Raw genomic sequence first — 16,253 nt, forward strand, 5'->3', positions numbered from 1 at the left:
TTGATAAATAATATATATTTATCAAATAATTAAGTGTCACAATTCAGCGACAGTTTGCGAGGGGAAATGTCACCATAATGATACAGTCCCCCTCTGTGGCCAGCAGGAGGCAGATAAAAAAAGCACTCCGCAGAGTGCTTTTTGTACCACATTCACCGCAGGCTGATGATTAGCCCAGCTGTTTACGTGCATTACGGAAAATACGCATCCACGGGCTGTCTTCGCCCCACTGCTGCGGGTGCCAGGAGTTACTCACCGTACGGAACACCCGTTCCGGGTGAGGCATCATAATAGTGACGCGACCGGAGGTATTGGTTACCGCAGTCATCCCTTTCGGTGAACCATTCGGGTTAGCCGGATAATTTTCGGTGACATTGCCGTAGTTATCGACAAAACGCAGCGCAACCAGCCGCTGTGCTTCCAAATCATCCAGCTGTTGTTGATCACGCAGTTCGGCAAAACCTTCGCCATGAGATACGGCGATTGGCATACGCGAACCCGCCATTCCCGACAGTAATAATGACGGGCTGTCAGCCACTTCAACCATACTAAAACGTCCTTCAAACCGTTCAGACTGGTTACGCACAAAGCGTGGCCACAGGTCACTGCCGGGGATCAACTCACGCAAGTTAGACATCATCTGACAGCCGTTACATACCCCCAGAGCCAGTGTCTGGTCACGATGGAAAAACTGCTCGAAGTTCTCACGAACCCGCGGGTTAAACAGAATGGACTTCGCCCAGCCCTCACCCGCACCCAGTACATCACCATAAGAGAAACCGCCACAGGCGGCCAGTACATGGAAGTCATCCAGCCCGCGACGTCCGGCAAGTAAATCACTCATATGGACATCGACAGTATCAAAACCAGCGCGATGGAACGCCGCAGCCATTTCCACATGGGAGTTAACCCCCTGCTCACGTAAGACCGCCAGTTTAGGCCGGGCACCGGTAGCAATCATCGGGGCTGCAATATCTTCGGCCGGATCGAAACTCAGCGATACATTCAGGCCGGGATCCTTATCGTCCAGTTTAGTCTGGTGTTCCTGATCCGCGCAGTCCGGATTATCACGCAGCCGCTGCATCTGCCAGGTCGTTTCTGCCCACCAGCGACGCAGGACAGAACGTTTCTCCTGATAGACGACCTGCTGTGATGCACGTACCACAAAGTCGTCTCCGCACTGTGCACTGCCTAATACATGCAGGCAGTCACTCAGCCCATGCTGTGCAAATACTGCGTTCACCGCCGCAAGGTCAGCCGTATTGATCTGGATAACCGCACCCAGTTCCTCGGTAAACAGCGACGCCAGTGTATCCCGGCCAAGGGCGGTAATATCAACATCCACACCACAATGTCCGGTAAAGGCCATTTCTGCCAGCGTGACCAGTAAACCACCGTCAGAACGGTCATGGTAAGCCAGTAATTTCTGTTCACTCACCAGTTGCTGGATAGCAGCAAAGAAACCCGCCAGTTGCTGTGCATCACGGACATCCGCCGGGGTATCACCCAGCTGGCTGTAAACCTGAGCCAGTGCGGTCGCTCCCAGGGTATTGGCCCCTGCACCTAAGTCCACCAGTAATAGCAGATTATCTGACTGTGACTGTAACTCAGGGGTGACCGTATGGCGAACATCTTCAACCCTGGCAAACGCGGTAATTACCAGAGACAGAGGAGACGTCATTTCCCGCGGCTGATCGTTCTGCTGCCAACGGGTTTTCATCGACATTGAATCTTTACCGACCGGGATAGTCAGCCCCAGAGCCGGACACAGCTCTTCACCCACCGCTTTTACCGCCGCATATAAACCGGCATCTTCTCCCGGATGACCGGCAGCAGACATCCAGTTGGCCGACAGTTTAACGCGGGTCAGTTCACCAATGTCTGTCGCCGCCAGGTTAGTCAGTGCTTCCCCTACCGCCATGCGTGCCGATGCAGCAAAATCCAGCAACGCTACCGGCGCACGTTCACCAATCGCAAAAGCTTCACCATGATAACTGTCCAGGCTGGCTGTGGTGACGGCACAGTTTGCTACCGGGATCTGCCAGGGTCCGACCATCTGGTCACGTGCCACCATGCCGGTGACGGAACGGTCACCGATAGTGATAAGGAAGGTTTTTTCGGCAACACCTGGCAAGTGCATTACACGTTTTACCGCCTCAGCCAGAGAGATACCGTCGCGGCTAAGCGCCACCCCCTCGGCCTGCAGAGTCGTGACGTCGCGGGTCATTTTCGGGGTTTTGCCCAGCAGTACATCCAGCGGCATATCAATCGGCTGGTTAGCAAAATGTTCGTCTGTCAGAGTCAGATGCAGCTCTTCGGTTGCCTCACCAATAACTGCATAAGGTGCCCGTTCGCGTTTACACAGCTGTTCAAATAACGCAATTTTTTCCGGCGCAACCGCCAGGACATAACGTTCCTGGGACTCGTTACACCAGACTTCCAGCGGACTCATCCCCGGTTCATCACTCAGAATATCGCGCAGGTTAAAGCGTCCGCCACGGCCACCGTCGCTGACCAGCTCCGGCATTGCATTCGATAATCCGCCTGCACCGACATCATGAATAAACAGAATCGGGTTCTGTTCACCCAGTTGCCAGCAGCGGTCAATCACTTCCTGACAACGGCGTTCCATCTCAGGGTTATCTCGCTGCACAGAAGCAAAATCCAGATCAGCATCGGACTGACCTGACGCCATCGATGATGCTGCACCACCGCCCAGACCAATATTCATTGCAGGGCCGCCCAGAACTATCAGTTTAGCCCCGACGGTAATGTCACCTTTCTGCACGTGATCAGCGCGGATATTACCGATTCCGCCCGCCAGCATCACCGGCTTATGATAACCACGCAGCTCTTCACCATTGTGGCTGTTTACCTGCGCTTCGTAGGTACGAAAATATCCGTTCAGTGCCGGACGGCCGAATTCATTATTAAATGCCGCCCCGCCCAGCGGGCCTTCCGTCATAATATCCAGCGCGCTGACAATCCGCTCCGGTTTACCGAAATCCTGTTCCCACGGCTGCTCAAAACCGGGGATCCTCAGGTTAGACACGGAGAAGCCGGTCAGACCCGCTTTAGGTTTAGCGCCGCGGCCGGTCGCACCTTCATCACGTATTTCCCCGCCCGACCCTGTCGCCGCTCCCGGCCACGGAGAGATCGCTGTCGGGTGGTTATGGGTTTCCACTTTCATCAGGATATGGGCTTCTTCCTGATGGTAATCATAGCGGCCCTGCTGATCATCCGCATAAAAACGACCCACGGTTGAACCTTCCATCACTGCCGCATTGTCTTTATAGGCAGAGAGCACATGCTCAGGATTTTTTTCGAAGGTATTTTTAATCATTTTAAACAGCGACTTTGGCTGTTTTTCACCGTCAATAATCCAGTCGGCGTTAAAGATTTTGTGACGGCAGTGCTCAGAGTTAGCCTGAGCAAACATATACAGCTCAATATCGTTCGGGTTACGTCCCAGCGCGGTAAAGGCTGCCAGCAGATAGTCAATTTCGTCTTCTGCCAGTGCCAGCCCGAGGGAGAGGTTTGCTTCCTGCAGCGCTTCACGCCCGTGTCCCAGAATATCCACCGCCTTTACCGGTTGTGGCTGATGATGAGCGAACAGTTGTTCAGCCTGAGACAGATCCGTGAATACGGTTTCCATCATCCGGTCATGGAGTAATACCCCCAGCCGGGCCCACTGAGCTTCTGTCAGGTTTTCTGCCTGAATATAGAAAGCCAGCCCGCGTTCCAGCCGCAACACTTTAGATAGTTCACAGTTATGTGCAATATCAGTCGCTTTCGAAGACCATGGCGATATGGTACCCGGCCGCGGGGTAACCAGTAATAAACGTCCGGCAGGTTCATGTTCTGCCAGCGAGGGACCGTATTTAAGAAGACGTTGGAGACGATTTTGCTCGTCCTGAGTCAGGGGTGAACTGACATCAGCAAAATGCACGTATTCGGCATAAATGTCACTCACCGGCAGATGAGCGTCGTGAAAGCTGGTCAACAGTTTGTTAATACGAAATGCCGACAGAGCGGGCGAACCACGCAAAATTTCCATCATTAAAGATCTCTCGTCTTCGAAACGCCGGGCGACGCTTCATTGGGCGCAACAGGGGGAAAACGGGGCGTATTATAAAGAATAAGGCCCCGTTACGAAACCGTTTGCGCGGATTTTATCTGGATAATTCACCGCCCAAAAAACAAACATTTCTTGCTATAAAAGTTGCTCTTTGCCTTTTTGTTGCTCAAAATGCTCTCCGCGTCGGGGTACTATTCCTGTGTTTAACATCCTGCCAAAAGGCTGAACCCGGCGCTGATTAATGAGATAATACTTTGAAATACTTAAAGTTTAATTATCTTTTGATCGGTCTTGTCACTCTATTACTGGCAATAGCTTTATGGCCTGCGATACCCTGGCATTCAGGTTCACAAGACACTCTGTCGCAAATAAAATCGCGCGGAGTATTACGTATCAGCACCATAAATTCGTCACTGACCTGGCAAAAGATAAATAAAGATCCTACGGGAATGGATTACGAACTGGCCAAACGCTTTGCAGACTATCTGGGCGTGAAGCTGGAGGTCACTGTACGCCCGAATATTGAAAGCCTGTTTGATGATCTGAACAATCACCAGGCGGATTTACTGGCTGCGGGTCTGGCCTGGGACAGCCACCGCCAGCAAAACTACCGTAGCGGACCGGCCTACTATACGACCACGCAACAACTGGTCTACCGCGTCGACCGGCCACGGCCTAAAAATCTGGGTGATCTGCGAGGTACACTGGCCGTGCCTTCAGAGTCAGCGTTTATTCCGACCCTTAAAGCGGCAAAAGCAGATCAATACCCGCAACTTGACTGGAGCATAGAGAAGAAACTCAGTCCTCAGGCAGTGCTGGAACAGGTAGCCTCAGGCAAACTGGACTATACCATCGGTGATTCGGCGACCATCGGTATGATGCAACGTATTCACCCGAAACTGGCTGTCGCGTTTGATGTCACCAGTGAGACTCCCGTGAACTGGTATATGGCAAAATCTGCTGATGATAGCCTGAATGCTGCCCTGCTTGATTTTTATAACCGTTTAAATGAAGAAGGTACTCTGGCGCGGCTGGATGAAAAATATTTTGGCCATACGGGAAGCTTTGACTATGTTGATACCCGGACATTTTTACGGGCGATTGACAGTACCCTGCCTTCCCTGCAGCCACTGTTCAAAAAATATGCCAGCCAGATAGACTGGCGTTTGCTGGCAGCGATTGCTTATCAGGAGTCACACTGGGATCCGCGGGCCACATCACCGACCGGCGTCCGGGGGATGATGATGCTCACCCGTAATACGGCCGACAGTCTGGAGGTCAGTGACCGGCTGGATGCTGCCGAAAGTATTCGCGGTGGCAGCCAGTATTTGCAAAATCTGATGGATAAAATGCCGGAAACTATCCCTTCAGATGAGCGTATCTGGTTCGCCCTGACTGCCTATAATATCGGTTATGCCCATATGATGGATGCCCGAAAACTCACCATGAAGCAGGGGGGCAATCCCGATAGCTGGGCCGATGTCAAAACCCGGTTACCGCTGCTGGCTCAGAAACGTTATTACAGCCAGACAACTTACGGCTTTGCCCGCGGCAATGAAGCCTATAATTACGTGGAAAATATCCGTAAATACAATATCAGCCTGGTCGGATACCTGCAGGAAATGCAGCAGAAACCGCCGGTTCTGCCGGAATCCGATCCTGTAACACCGGCTGAACCACAAATTGCTATGAACTAAGTGACTGATTTTCCCGCTGCGCCTGGCGCAGCGCTTTTTTTTGTGCACGACGCAGGCGGAAAAACTCACTTAACTGGCTGGCACATTCGTCAGCCAGTACCCCTCCGGTAACCTCTATCCGGTGATTCATCCCCGGGTGACCGGGCACATCCAGTAAAGACCCCGCAGCCCCGGTTTTCCCATCACTGGCACCGAATACCAGTCTGGAGATACGGCTGTGTACCATCGCCCCGGCACACATTACGCAGGGCTCAAGGGTGACATACAGGGTTGTGTCGAGTAAGCGATAATTGTTCAGTGCCCGCCCGCCATTACGCAGCGCCATGATTTCAGCATGTGCTGTCGGATCATGTGATGCCACAGGATGGTTCCAGCCTTCGGCAATCAGCGCCCCCTGAGACACCAGTACCGCACCGACCGGAACTTCATTATTATCCTGAGCCCGCTTTGCCAGCGATAATGCGTAACGCATCCAGTACTCATCATTTTTTTCGGTCAACACTTTATCCCCGGTTAATATTTTCGCGGCGCATTATACCGGGATCACTGATGAATGCGTAGCAGCGGTCGCGGTCCTCCGGCCGGAGTATTGTCGTTCACCCTTCGCCGAGCGGTTCAATCTCTCCGCGGGCGGTGACACGCCAGCGATGGCTGCAGCAGGCCATTAACGGATTATCCTGACGACTGTCACTGTAACCGCTGTAAAGCCGCAGCGGGCTGCCCAGTTGCCGTTCCAGCTGCCTGACTTTTTCTTTACCAATACAGCGCAGAGTCAGTACCCGCCCTCCGAGACTGCGTCGCATCTGTGAACCGATAATATTTACCGCGGGTAAAAAAGAGGACTGATGATACACACTTTCCACCAGCGTCACCGGCGACCCGGTAATTAACCAGACACTGGTATCCGTTGCCTGAAGATAGTGATTAAGCCGCCGGTGCACATCCGGAAACGGGATCACCCGTGGCCGGAACCAGCGACAAAACGCCTGTTGCTGCCGCTGTAAAAATGCTTCACTGTGCCCGACAGTCACCGACCAGAGTAACAGGCTGACAGGCCAGCGTGAGGCCCGGCCACAGACCAGTAACCCGCCGGCAATAAGCGGTATCAGCAACAATAGCGGCAACAGATTTAACGGTTGCCGGACAAGGCAATAGCGCAGATAACTGCCGAATAAATCCTGTTTATGGAGCGTGCCATCAAGATCGAAAAACACCACCCGTTGTTGTGCTTTTTTCATTATTTATGACTCTTCAGAGCTCTGCCGATACTCACCGTATCCTGACTGTAGCAGATATCACCACAATGCCGGATATACCGGGTACCACTCATAGGCTGCGGATTGATCCCCGCCTTGCGAAGAACATCACCGCAGGCATTATTGGGCTTTAACGGCTTCTGTGGTAAAGTGCGCCCCATTAACCCGCCTTTTAGTGTGGGATAACGCTGTCGCCGGAGCTAACCACAGAAACCCCGGTAGTGATGAAAAATGGTATAAGGCAGATAACCGAAGTGGCATTACTGATAACTACGCGCTGTATAAATTGTGATATGTGCGAACCCGAATGCCCTAACCAGGCGATTTCAATGGGGGATACCATCTATCAGATTGATGCCGATCGCTGCACCGAATGTGTGGGTCATTACGACGCACCGACCTGCCAGAGTGTCTGCCCGATCAATAATACTATTATCACCGATCCGCAGCAGACAGAAACCACCGATGCATTATGGGAAAAGTTTGTGACCCTGTGGCACTCTGCCTGAGTCAGCGGAATCAGTTTTCCAGGATTACCGTCGCACAGGCATAACGACGTTCATCCGCCAGGGTAACATGCACATGGCGAACGCCCAGATTTTCTGCCAGTGCACTGGCCTGACCAAAAAAACGCAGACAGGGTTTACCCAGCGCATCATTGAACACTTCAAACTGGTTGAAAGCCAGCCCGCCGCGGATTCCGGTGCCAAACGCTTTGGCAACGGCTTCTTTTACTGCAAACCGTTTCGCCAGAAAACGCACCGGCTGATGGTGTTGCTGATATTGCTGCCATTCGAAATCAGTCAGTACCCGGCGAGCCAGCCGGTCACCGGACCGGCCAATCACCTGCTCAATGCGTTCAATCTCAACAATATCAGTACCCAGCCCGAGAATAGCCATTAACGACGCGATTCTCTGAGCAGGGTTTTCATTTCACCTACTGCCCCGGCCAGGCCGGTGATCACTGCCTTGCCGATAACAGAATGGCCGATATTCAACTCATAGATCTCTGGTATCGCCGCAACCGGTAAGACATTATGGTAAGTCAGTCCGTGACCGGCATTGACTTTCAGACCGCGGGAGACGGCATATTGCACGGCTTCACGAATACGTTCAAGTTCAGCATCCTGAGCCGGCCCCTGCGCAGCTTCCGCATAAGCCCCCGTATGAATCTCGATAAACGGTGCCCCGGCAGTAACCGCTGCGTCAATCTGCCGGCGATCTGCATCAATAAACAGGGACACCAGAATACCGGCCTCACTGAGGCGCTTGACGGCGGCATTGAGTTTTTGCTGCTGCCCTGCCACATCCAGCCCGCCTTCGGTGGTCACTTCCCGGCGGTTTTCCGGCACCAGACAACAAAAATGCGGACGTGTCTCACAGGCAATGTTTAACATCTCTTCGGTGACAGCCATTTCCAGATTCATCCGTGTCTGGATAGTTTCACGCAGCAAACGAATATCACGGTCAGTAATATGGCGGCGGTCTTCGCGTAAATGAACTGTGATCCCATCAGCGCCGGCCTGCTCAGCAATAAAGGCGGCCTGCACCGGATCCGGATAGCATGTGCCTCTGGCATTACGTAAGGTGGCGATATGGTCAATATTGACCCCTAATAATAATTCCTTCATGACAATCCTCAGTCTGAATAATGGCACCCGGCCGGGTTCAGGAGCTCCCTGATCACTGTTTGTCTGGCGCTACTGTCCCGGCGGGCAACGTAAATTGCCGGAATAATTCCTGGCTCTTTAATGGTTTACCACCAAGATAAGGCTTTAAGGCTATACGTGTAAAACGTTTTGCTGCTTTCAGGGTATCGCCGTCCGGAAACTCACGCGCATAAAGTGCCAGCAAATGCCGGCCGGTGAAACTGCGCTGGGTCACAACCAGACTGGCGATAAAACCTTTTTCGTCCCGGTAACTGTAAGTCATTGTTTCACTGACAGGTTCGCCACTGCCGGCGCAATGTAAAAAATCGACCCCGTAACCAAGATGCCCCAGCACCGCCAGTTCGAAACGACGTAATACGGGCTCAGCCGATCCGGTGGCCGCAGCCAGCCCCTGAATACAGTGCAGATAGTCGAAAAACAGTTCGGAGAAGGGAATTTCCTGTCCCAGCACACGGGAAAGCAATTCATTGACGTATAAACCGCAGTACAGATACGTACCACTGAGCGGCAGTGCCAGCGAAATGGCTTCGGCACTGCGGAGGGTTCTGATATCACCTTTACCGGACCAGCGAACCAGTAACGGCGTAAAAGGCTGTAAGGTACCTTTCAGTTGCGAACGTTTGGAACGGGCGCCTTTTGCCAGCACCCGGACCCGGCCTTCGCTTTCGCTGAACAGATCCAGTAACAGGCTGGTTTCGCTGTACGGGCGACTATGCAGTACAAATGCGCGTTGCCAGCCTTCCATTGGTTAAAGGTCGTCAGTATAACCCAGGCTGCGTAACGCACGTTCATCGTCCGCCCAGCCGGATTTCACTTTAACCCACAGTTCCAGATGCACTTTAACTTCAAACATCTGTTCCATATCTCTGCGGGCTTCAATGCCGATAGTTTTAATTCTGGAACCTTTATTACCGATCACCATTTTTTTCTGGCCTTCCCGCTCGACCAGAATCAGACCATGGATATCGTAACCGCCGCGTTCGTTATTCACAAACTGCTCGATTTCGACCGTTACTGAGTAAGGCAGTTCAGCCCCCAGAAAACGCATCAGTTTTTCACGGATGATCTCTGAGGCCATAAAGCGCTGAGAACGGTCGGTCACATAGTCTTCAGGAAAATGGTGATCTGCTTCCGGCAGGCGTTTGTGCACGATAGCGGCAATCGCATCGACATTATTCCCGTCTTCAGCACACATGGGGACCACATCCAGGAAATCCATTTTCTGGCTCAGCATCTGAATATGCGGCAGTAAAATAGATTTATCCTGCAGGTTATCAATCTTGTTGATCGCCAGGACTACCGGTACTTTGCCTGCTTTCAGTTTACCCAGCACCATTTCGTCATCATCTGTCCAGCGGGTTCCTTCCACGACAAAGATAATCAGTTCCACATCCCCGATAGAACTACTGGCTGCACGGTTCATCAGGCGGTTAATCGCCCTTTTTTCTTCCATATGCAGGCCGGGGGTATCAACATAAATAGCCTGATAATTGTCCCGGGTATCAATACCCATGATACGGTGTCGCGTGGTTTGTGGCTTACGCGAGGTAATAGAAATTTTCTGACCCAGTAACTGGTTCAGTAAGGTAGATTTACCGACATTTGGCCGGCCTACAATTGCGATAAAACCGCAATGGGGTGCTTGTTCGCTCATTCAATTCCTAACTTAGTCAGCGCCTGTTCTGCGGCTGCCTGTTCTGCTTTGCGGCGGCTGGAACCAACACCAACCACCGCATCATCCATCCCGCTCACCTGACAATGAATAGTAAATTCCTGGTCATGTGCTTCACCGCGTACCTGTACTACCAGATAGGAAGGTAACGGTAAATGACGGCCCTGTAGAAATTCCTGCAGGCGCGTTTTCGGGTCTTTTTGTTTATCACCCGGACTGATTGATTCCAGGCGACTCTGATACCATTTGAGGATCAGTTGTTCTATTTGCTGTATATCGCTGTCGAGAAAAATCCCGCCAATCAACGCTTCAACAGTATCGGCCAGAATTGACTCGCGGCGGAAACCGCCACTTTTCAGTTCTCCCGGACCAAGGCGCAGACACTCGCCCAGTTCAAACTCGCGGGCCATCTCCGCCAGAGTATTACCGCGCACCAGGGTAGCACGCATCCGGCTCATGTCCCCTTCATCCACGCGCGGGAAGCGGTGATATAAAGCATTAGCAATCACATAGCTGAGTATTGAATCTCCGAGAAATTCCAGCCGCTCATTGTGTTTGCTGCTTGCACTGCGATGCGTTAATGCCTGCTGCAGTAAATCTGCTTGTGAAAAAGTATAGCCCAGTTTCCTCTGGAGCTTAGTCATCAGGATGGGGTTCATGCGTTTCCAGCTCTTATCTTACGTCTGTTGCTCTGCACACGAAACAGGGCTGATACAGCACTCTCTGTTTAGTGTGCAGTGGCCTGCCGGCCAGGTTTGAGAAACAAGGCCCGCAAATGCGGGCCCACATTAGTATTAATGGATGCCACCAATACGGCTCAGGCGTACACCTGTCGGCCACTGGCCTTCCTGTTTTTTGAAGCTCATCCAGATGGCAACGGCTTTACCCACCAGGTTCTTCTCAGGAACAAATCCCCAGTAACGGCTGTCAGCACTGTTGTCGCGGTTGTCGCCCATCATAAAGTACTCACCGGCAGGTACAACCCATGTTGCCGGGGGCTGACCTGGCTGCTGGTAATAGGAACTGACCGGACTCTGTGCTTCATTAACCAGTAAAATATTATGGGTGACATCACCAAGGGTTTCTTTGCGGATCCCAAGGCGCAGTCCGCCCTGCATACTTTGATCCAGCGGTAGCTGATAGAATCCGTTACCGACTTCATTACCGTCAAAACCACTGAAGGTCTGCACAAAGTTACTCGGTTCCATATCACTGTAGGTCACAGGGACCGGATTACCACAATGGCCAAAACCACAGCCCGGAGTGATGGAGAGGGTTTTACTGTAAGGGTCAAATACCACCTTATCACCAGGTAAACCAATCACACGCTTAATATAGTCGACACTGGGATCTTTCGGATATTTAAACACCACCACGTCACCACGTTTCGGGTGGCCGGTCGGGATCAGCGTTGTCTGGGTAATCGGATCTTTCAGTCCGTAGGCAAACTTTTCGACCAGAATAAAATCACCGATCAGTAAGGTCGGCATCATGGATGCCGACGGAATCTGAAATGGCTCAAAAATAAATGAGCGCACAATGAAAACCACAAATAATACCGGGAATACCGATACAGAGGTTTCAATCCAGCCCGGTTTACGGTCAACAGCGCTCAGGGCTGTTTTATCCAGCGTATTACCCGCCTGTTCCTGAGCCTGTTGCTGCTTCCTGCGGCGGGCCGGCGCCCACACAAATTTATCAATGCACCAGATGATTCCGGTGATTAAGGTCGCTAACGCCAGAATCAACGCAAACATATTTGCCATGCCAGGTCCTTATTTATTGTCCTTGCCCACATGAAGAATGGCTAAAAACGCTTCCTGTGGTAACTCTACGTTGCCCACCTGCTTCATACGTTTTTTACCGTCTTTCTGTTTCTGCAACAGCTTTTTCTTACGGCTTACGTCACCGCCATAACACTTGGCGAGTACGTTTTTACGTAATTGTTTCACTGTCGAACGGGCAATAATGTGGTTACCAATCGCAGCCTGAATCGCAATATCAAACTGCTGACGCGGGATCAGATCTTTCATCTTTTCCACCAGTTCACGTCCGCGATATTGCGAATTATCACGATGGGTAATCAGTGCTAATGCATCAACACGTTCTGAGTTAATCAGAACATCGACACGTACCATGTCAGAGGCCTGGAATCGTTTAAAATTATAATCCAGAGATGCATAACCCCGCGACGTCGACTTCAGCCGGTCAAAGAAATCCAGAACAACTTCAGCCATCGGGATTTCATAGGTTAATGCAATCTGGTTTCCATGATAAACCATATTGGTTTGCACGCCGCGTTTCTCAATACAAAGTGTAATGACGTTACCCAGATACTCCTGCGGTACCAGCATATGACACTCAGCAATAGGTTCGCGTAATTCTTCAATATTATTCAGAGGTGGCAGCTTGGAAGGGCTGTCCACATAAACAGTTTCACCGTCTGTGGTCTGTACCTGGTAAACCACGGTCGGGGCGGTAGTGATCAGGTCGAGATCATACTCACGCTCCAGACGTTCCTGGATAATTTCCATATGCAGCAGACCGAGGAAACCACAACGGAATCCAAAGCCCAGTGCCGTAGAGCTCTCCGGCTCATAGAACAGCGATGCATCATTCAGGCTGAGTTTACCCAGCGCATCACGGAATGATTCATAATCATCAGAACTGACAGGGAACAGACCCGCATATACCTGTGGCTTCACTTTTTTAAAGCCCGGTAACGCTTTATCCGCCGGATTGCGGGCGCTGGTCAGGGTATCACCTACCGGTGCACCTAAAATGTCTTTAATCGCACACACCAGCCAGCCAACTTCGCCACACCCCAGGGAGTCGCGGTCAACCCGCTTCGGTGTAAAGATACCTAACCGATCAGCGTTATAGACCTGTCCGGTACTCATTACCTTAATTTTCTCACCTTTGCGCAGAGTGCCGTTTTTAATCCGCACCAGTGACACTACGCCCAGGTAGTTATCAAACCATGAGTCGATAATCAGTGCCTGCAACGGGCCTTCAGGATCACCTTCCGGGGCCGGGATATCACGGACCAGACGTTCCAGCACATCTGGCACACCGATACCGGTTTTTGCCGAGCAGCGCACTGCATCTGTTGCATCAATCCCAACAATATCTTCAATTTCCTGAGCCACACGGTCAGGATCGGCTGCCGGCAGGTCAATTTTATTCAGTACCGGAACGACTTCGAGGTCCATTTCCATGGCCGTATAGCAGTTGGCCAGGGTCTGGGCTTCAACCCCCTGCCCTGCATCCACCACCAGCAATGCCCCTTCACAGGCCGCCAGTGACCGGGAAACTTCATAAGAAAAGTCGACGTGTCCCGGAGTATCGATGAAATTCAGCTGATAGGTCTGACCATCCGTCGCTTTATAATCCAGCGTCACACTCTGTGCTTTAATGGTAATACCGCGTTCACGTTCCAGTTCCATTGAATCCAGAACCTGAGCAGCCATTTCACGATCGGTCAGCCCGCCGCAGGTCTGAATCAGGCGATCGGAAAGCGTAGATTTGCCGTGATCGATGTGCGCTATAATGGAAAAGTTTCTTATATGCTTCATTTATATGAATATCTTCGCGTAAAAACGTCTGTTGAATACCCGGGCACAGAGATGATAAGTAACATCACTCGTTACTCGTATTGAGTCAGCCTCATTAATGAGGAGGCATATTACACTGTTAAGGGCCGCTACGAAAGCCGGTAACCCGGTGTAATTGCTACAGAGAAAGGTAAATTCAGGTGTGAAAAAGGCCGGACATTGTCCGGCCAGGGTTACTCACTCTTTACGTTTTCAAAACGTAATGTATCAGGTGGCAAAGCAATACTGAGGATCACTGGCTGAAAAGCTTCTTTATCACCGATCAGCGCCGAGATGCCTTTAGACAAAATAAAACCACCCACGCCGCCAAGCAATGCGCCACTGGCCGAGGCGAGATCCGAATGAAAGAGCATCTGAAACAATCCGGCAAGCATAAACAGCCCCAGTAGCGGAGTCATATAGACTAACAGCGCAGAGCCCAGCAGACTGCTTTCGCGGATGCCTAACTCAATACGCTGGCCCGGCTGTAGTGGCTGTTTACTGGCAATCTGCATAACTTCGGCATCTGCAGGCCCAAGTTTATTCAGTAAATGGCTGCCACAGCCTTTGCGGGCCGTACAGCTATTACAGGAGGTTTTAGCCTCAGTATGCAGTGTCGCTATCCCGTTTTCCCAGCTAGCAACCGTTGCCCATTCTCTCATCATAGTCAGTTACCTGTATCAACACTATCCGCAATACGTTTCGCGGTTGCCGGAGGAAGTTCGCCAACAACACTTATTTCTTTATTATTACGTATTTCCACCTGAATGGTACGTCGTCCAGTGCGCAATGTCTGATTCAGGCTGTATTTATCTGCATCAGTCACATTAATGGTAAAGGTAAATAAACCATCAGAGTAAAGCCGGGTTTCGAAAGCTTTCCCGATATTCGGGATTTGACGGCGGGTCTGAGAAATCATTTGCATACCGGCGGGCAGCCATGCGGGCTTCCAGGAAAAATTAACCTTCTCCCCTGCCGGCAAAGAGATAACCGGCGGCAGACTGGTGTCTTTCAGCGCCTGCATCATGCGGCTGATACCGTTATCCACCGCAAAACTGATCACCTGGAACTGCTCGATAGTCTCACCGTCCTGGTCCAGCAGGTCAACGCGTAATGGCAGGGAGGTATCAACATCCAGCCAGATGACATAGCTGTAGCGGGAACCATCATGAGAGACAACCCGCACTACATCACACATCTGATCGGCCACCCGCGAACGGCCAACCGGAATAAAATCATAGAAATCGTGTAACCGGCTAAAATCGGCATACAGTACCGAAGGCAGACCATCAATGATGTGCTCTCCGGGTAAGGTAAAGGGCTCTAAACCAGATTCAAAATAGCTGATATTGTTACCGCGCTGGATAATTTCACGCCGCGGGCCATCCATTTGCAGCATCTGGGCATAAGTCTGTCCGGAAACCAGCGCATGACGATAACGCAGTGATTCAATCCCCTGCCGGGAAACATTGATATAGGCGAGTTCGTAATTAAGACTGGCGCTGGCTTGTTCCATCTTTTCCAGCAATGCCTCAGACGCAGACTCCTGCGCTGAGGTGGCAAATGAAAAAAGTAAGCTACCAGCCAGAGTAGCTATCAGACGAAACGGTTTTTTCATTACTGCTACTGAATACCCAGAGACTGATTACCCGGCACATTGATCTGTGCCTGTTCAGGAGCACCCGACTCGAACTGGTCATTATTCAGACGGCGTTGCAGTTCATAGTCCTGCAGCATCGCATTAACTCTGCGGCGCTGGTCCTGAACCTGCTGCGAAGCATTGCCCGCATCAAAGATATCTGAAGGGACACCCAGACTTACCGGAGACGCTTTACCCATCATCGGCAGGGTATTAAATGCCGGGGTATCTGAGGTGTCAGCCGCATTGCTGGTGCCTGTCGGCGAATTACCATAGTGCTGCACCCCGACAATAACCGCCAGAGAAACACAGGCTGCCACACCCACCTGAGCCAGTTGTGCCATCCACGGGTGATTTTTGCCGAAAAACGGCATTTTACGCCAGCGTGAAGGAACCGGCTGGGCTTCCGGAATCAGCGAGGTCACATTACGGGCCGGTTCCTGCGCAATAGCTTCTGCAACACGGGCCGAGATATCAAAATGAACCACTGTTCCGACATCGCCACGCATCGTATCACGGATAAGATGATAATCAGCCCAGTGCTGCTGCAACTCTGCATCTTTAGCCAGCGAAGCAATCAATGACTGATCTAATATTTCACCATCCATTAAAGCGGAAAGTTGTTCTTTCTGCATGCCTTTTACCTTT

16 protein-coding genes are annotated in these 16,253 nt (G+C 51.5%); 2 read left to right on the forward strand and 14 right to left on the reverse strand.

Annotated elements, in window-relative coordinates; translation table 11 throughout:
* Positions 1-169 precede the first annotated feature (169 nt).
* Positions 170-4,060 (reverse strand): phosphoribosylformylglycinamidine synthase, encoded by a 3,891-nt coding sequence (purL, locus tag JK211_RS07680; protein ID WP_212708092.1) that lies wholly within the window; start codon positions 4,058-4,060, stop codon positions 170-172.
* Between the two features lie 272 nt (positions 4,061-4,332).
* On the opposite strand from purL, the gene mltF reads away from it, so the two are divergent.
* The gene (gene mltF, locus JK211_RS07685; protein WP_212708093.1) at positions 4,333-5,775 is read left to right on the forward strand and encodes a membrane-bound lytic murein transglycosylase MltF; all 1,443 of its coding nucleotides are present in this window, start codon (positions 4,333-4,335) and stop codon (positions 5,773-5,775) included.
* On the opposite strand, the gene tadA is transcribed toward mltF, so the two are convergent.
* The 3 genes from tadA to JK211_RS07700 all read right to left on the reverse strand — a co-directional run bounded on the left by tadA (position 5,765) and on the right by JK211_RS07700 (position 7,192).
* Complete coding sequence (gene tadA / locus JK211_RS07690) at positions 5,765-6,274, reverse strand: tRNA adenosine(34) deaminase TadA (RefSeq protein ID WP_212708148.1); 510 nt, start codon at positions 6,272-6,274, stop codon at positions 5,765-5,767. The genes mltF and tadA overlap by 11 nt on opposite strands.
* A 97-nt stretch (positions 6,275-6,371) precedes the next feature.
* Positions 6,372-7,013, reverse strand: a complete 642-nt coding sequence (gene yfhb / locus JK211_RS07695) for a phosphatidylglycerophosphatase C (RefSeq protein ID WP_212708094.1) — start codon at positions 7,011-7,013, stop codon at positions 6,372-6,374.
* Positions 7,013-7,192, reverse strand: coding sequence for a hypothetical protein (locus JK211_RS07700; RefSeq protein WP_212708095.1), 180 nt, complete (start codon positions 7,190-7,192; stop codon positions 7,013-7,015). The genes yfhb and JK211_RS07700 overlap by 1 nt, the downstream gene beginning before the upstream one ends.
* A gap of 93 nt (positions 7,193-7,285) precedes the next feature.
* Between JK211_RS07700 and JK211_RS07705 the strand changes: the two genes are divergently transcribed.
* On the forward strand, positions 7,286-7,540 hold the full coding sequence (locus JK211_RS07705; RefSeq protein ID WP_212708149.1) for a YfhL family 4Fe-4S dicluster ferredoxin: 255 nt from the start codon (positions 7,286-7,288) through the stop codon (positions 7,538-7,540).
* Positions 7,541-7,550: 10 nt separating this feature from the next.
* On the opposite strand, the gene acpS is transcribed toward JK211_RS07705, so the two are convergent.
* The 10 genes from acpS to rseA form a co-directional block, all read right to left on the reverse strand.
* A complete protein-coding gene (gene acpS / locus JK211_RS07710) occupies positions 7,551-7,931 on the reverse strand; it encodes a holo-ACP synthase (protein ID WP_212708096.1) in 381 nt (126 codons plus the stop codon).
* On the reverse strand, positions 7,931-8,662 hold the full coding sequence (gene pdxJ / locus JK211_RS07715) for a pyridoxine 5'-phosphate synthase (protein WP_212708097.1): 732 nt from the start codon (positions 8,660-8,662) through the stop codon (positions 7,931-7,933). The genes acpS and pdxJ overlap by 1 nt, the downstream gene beginning before the upstream one ends.
* 52 nt (positions 8,663-8,714) lie before the next feature.
* A complete protein-coding gene (gene recO, locus JK211_RS07720) occupies positions 8,715-9,446 on the reverse strand; it encodes a DNA repair protein RecO (protein WP_212708098.1) in 732 nt (243 codons plus the stop codon).
* A 3-nt stretch (positions 9,447-9,449) separates the two neighbouring features.
* On the reverse strand, positions 9,450-10,355 hold the full coding sequence (gene era, locus JK211_RS07725) for a GTPase Era (RefSeq protein ID WP_212708099.1): 906 nt from the start codon (positions 10,353-10,355) through the stop codon (positions 9,450-9,452).
* Positions 10,352-11,032 (reverse strand): ribonuclease III, encoded by a 681-nt coding sequence (gene rnc / locus JK211_RS07730; protein ID WP_212708100.1) that lies wholly within the window; start codon positions 11,030-11,032, stop codon positions 10,352-10,354. The genes era and rnc overlap by 4 nt, the downstream gene beginning before the upstream one ends.
* Positions 11,033-11,167: 135 nt before the next feature.
* Complete coding sequence (lepB, locus tag JK211_RS07735; RefSeq protein WP_212708101.1) at positions 11,168-12,139, reverse strand: signal peptidase I; 972 nt, start codon at positions 12,137-12,139, stop codon at positions 11,168-11,170.
* 9 nt (positions 12,140-12,148) lie between these two features.
* Complete coding sequence (lepA, locus tag JK211_RS07740) at positions 12,149-13,948, reverse strand: translation elongation factor 4 (RefSeq protein WP_212708102.1); 1,800 nt, start codon at positions 13,946-13,948, stop codon at positions 12,149-12,151.
* Positions 13,949-14,160: 212 nt separating this feature from the next.
* Entirely contained in the window at positions 14,161-14,631 is a 471-nt protein-coding gene (rseC, locus tag JK211_RS07745) for a SoxR-reducing system protein RseC (protein ID WP_212708103.1), read from the reverse strand.
* A gap of 2 nt (positions 14,632-14,633) precedes the next feature.
* Positions 14,634-15,584, reverse strand: coding sequence for a sigma-E factor regulatory protein RseB (gene rseB / locus JK211_RS07750; RefSeq protein ID WP_212708104.1), 951 nt, complete (start codon positions 15,582-15,584; stop codon positions 14,634-14,636).
* 5 nt (positions 15,585-15,589) lie between these two features.
* Positions 15,590-16,240: an anti-sigma-E factor RseA gene (gene rseA / locus JK211_RS07755; protein ID WP_212708105.1), complete on the reverse strand. Its 651-nt coding sequence runs from the start codon at positions 16,238-16,240 to the stop codon at positions 15,590-15,592.
* Positions 16,241-16,253 lie beyond the last annotated feature (13 nt).

This window comes from Tatumella sp. JGM130 (assembly GCF_018257525.1).
In the GTDB taxonomy this organism is placed as follows: Bacteria; Pseudomonadota; Gammaproteobacteria; order Enterobacterales; family Enterobacteriaceae; genus Tatumella; species Tatumella punctata.

Bases quoted from the DNA above. Each gene is read 5' to 3' on its own strand.
- purL (WP_212708092.1), bottom strand. From the start codon at position 4,060: ATGATGGAAATTTTGCGTGGTTCGCCCGCTCTGTCGGCATTTCGTATT.
- acpS (WP_212708096.1), bottom strand. From the start codon at position 7,931: ATGGCTATTCTCGGGCTGGGTACTGATATTGTTGAGATTGAACGCATT.
- pdxJ (WP_212708097.1), bottom strand. From the start codon at position 8,662: ATGAAGGAATTATTATTAGGGGTCAATATTGACCATATCGCCACCTTA.
- lepA (WP_212708102.1), bottom strand. From the start codon at position 13,948: ATGAAGCATATAAGAAACTTTTCCATTATAGCGCACATCGATCACGGC.
- rseC (WP_212708103.1), bottom strand. From the start codon at position 14,631: ATGATGAGAGAATGGGCAACGGTTGCTAGCTGGGAAAACGGGATAGCG.
- rnc (WP_212708100.1), bottom strand. From the start codon at position 11,032: ATGAACCCCATCCTGATGACTAAGCTCCAGAGGAAACTGGGCTATACT.
- rseB (WP_212708104.1), bottom strand. From the start codon at position 15,584: ATGAAAAAACCGTTTCGTCTGATAGCTACTCTGGCTGGTAGCTTACTT.
- rseA (WP_212708105.1), bottom strand. From the start codon at position 16,240: ATGCAGAAAGAACAACTTTCCGCTTTAATGGATGGTGAAATATTAGAT.
- recO (WP_212708098.1), bottom strand. From the start codon at position 9,446: ATGGAAGGCTGGCAACGCGCATTTGTACTGCATAGTCGCCCGTACAGC.
- yfhb (WP_212708094.1), bottom strand. From the start codon at position 7,013: ATGAAAAAAGCACAACAACGGGTGGTGTTTTTCGATCTTGATGGCACG.
- JK211_RS07700 (WP_212708095.1), bottom strand. From the start codon at position 7,192: ATGGGGCGCACTTTACCACAGAAGCCGTTAAAGCCCAATAATGCCTGC.
- era (WP_212708099.1), bottom strand. From the start codon at position 10,355: ATGAGCGAACAAGCACCCCATTGCGGTTTTATCGCAATTGTAGGCCGG.
- lepB (WP_212708101.1), bottom strand. From the start codon at position 12,139: ATGGCAAATATGTTTGCGTTGATTCTGGCGTTAGCGACCTTAATCACC.